Genomic DNA, 1,234 nt, shown 5'->3' on the forward strand with positions numbered 1-1,234 from the left:
TCCTAAGTCTGGTGCGTCTGCCAATTCCGCCACACCCGCAATATGAAAATGGTGAGCCATGAAGGACTCGAACCTTCGACCCTCTGATTAAAAGTCAGATGCTCTACCGACTGAGCTAATGGCTCGAACATAATTAATCGTACTGTGAGCAGTGTCTCTGCTCAAAATCCCTTACGGGCTTTTTCGCATGTTACCGCAGATGTTAATTCAAGAAGCAAGAAACATGGTGCCGGCGAGAGGACTTGAACCCCCAACCTACTGATTACAAGTCAGTTGCTCTACCAATTGAGCTACACCGGCATAATAATGGTGGAGGATGACGGGATCGAACCGCCGACCCTCTGCTTGTAAGGCAGATGCTCTCCCAGCTGAGCTAATCCTCCAAAATGGTGACCCCTACGGGATTCGAACCCGTGTTACCGCCGTGAAAGGGCGGTGTCTTAACCGCTTGACCAAGGGGCCGAAAGGAATTTTATAGTGTTATCTGCAAAATAAAGTCCCCGATAAGGGGATTGCCTGGCAGCGTCCTACTCTCACAGGGGGAAACCCCCAACTACCATCGGCGCTGAGAAGCTTAACTTCCGTGTTCGGCATGGGAACGGGTGTGACCTTCTCGCCATCGCCGCCAGACTTTTTTAACGACATTGTCTATTATAATGCCTTTTAGTTATTTTGCAAGGAAAACTTTTATTCCCTCAAAACTGGATAATGCATTTCAGAAGGTTTGCAATTTCGAGTATCGTTCTTGTCCAGCTCCGGCTCCTAGCCTTCGCTTTTCGTTTTGGTTAAGTCCTCGATCGATTAGTATCAGTCAGCTCCACACGTCACCGCGCTTCCACCTCTGACCTATCAACCTGATCATCTTTCAGGGATCTTACTAGCTTGACGCTATGGGAAATCTCATCTTGAGGGGGGCTTCATGCTTAGATGCTTTCAGCACTTATCCCGTCCGCACATAGCTACCCAGCGATGCCTTTGGCAAGACAACTGGTACACCAGCGGTGCGTCCATCCCGGTCCTCTCGTACTAAGGACAGCTCCTCTCAAATTTCCTGCGCCCACGACGGATAGGGACCGAACTGTCTCACGACGTTCTGAACCCAGCTCGCGTACCGCTTTAATGGGCGAACAGCCCAACCCTTGGGACCGACTACAGCCCCAGGATGCGATGAGCCGACATCGAGGTGCCAAACCTCCCCGTCGATGTGGACTCTTGGGGGAGATAAGCCTGTTAT

At 50.8% G+C, this 1,234-nt stretch carries 4 tRNA genes and 2 rRNA genes; all 6 read right to left on the reverse strand.

Annotation, left to right across the window (positions count from 1 at the left end):
* Window positions 1-49 precede the first annotated feature (49 nt).
* Window positions 50-125 (reverse strand) — tRNA-Lys (locus WQ57_RS22455).
* A 99-nt stretch (window positions 126-224) separates the two neighbouring features.
* Window positions 225-300, reverse strand: a tRNA-Thr gene (locus WQ57_RS22460).
* Window positions 301-307: 7 nt separating this feature from the next.
* Window positions 308-383: transfer RNA gene (locus WQ57_RS22465), tRNA-Val, on the reverse strand.
* A 4-nt stretch (window positions 384-387) separates the two neighbouring features.
* Window positions 388-462: transfer RNA gene (locus tag WQ57_RS22470), tRNA-Glu, on the reverse strand.
* Between the two features lie 52 nt (window positions 463-514).
* Window positions 515-630, reverse strand: a 5S ribosomal RNA gene (gene rrf, locus WQ57_RS22475).
* 151 nt (window positions 631-781) lie between these two features.
* Window positions 782-1,234, reverse strand: a 23S ribosomal RNA gene (locus WQ57_RS22480); the annotation flags it as partial.

Origin of the sequence: Mesobacillus campisalis (assembly GCF_000986785.1) — a bacterium.
GTDB classification, from domain to species: domain Bacteria; phylum Bacillota; class Bacilli; order Bacillales; family Cytobacillaceae; genus Mesobacillus_B; species Mesobacillus_B campisalis.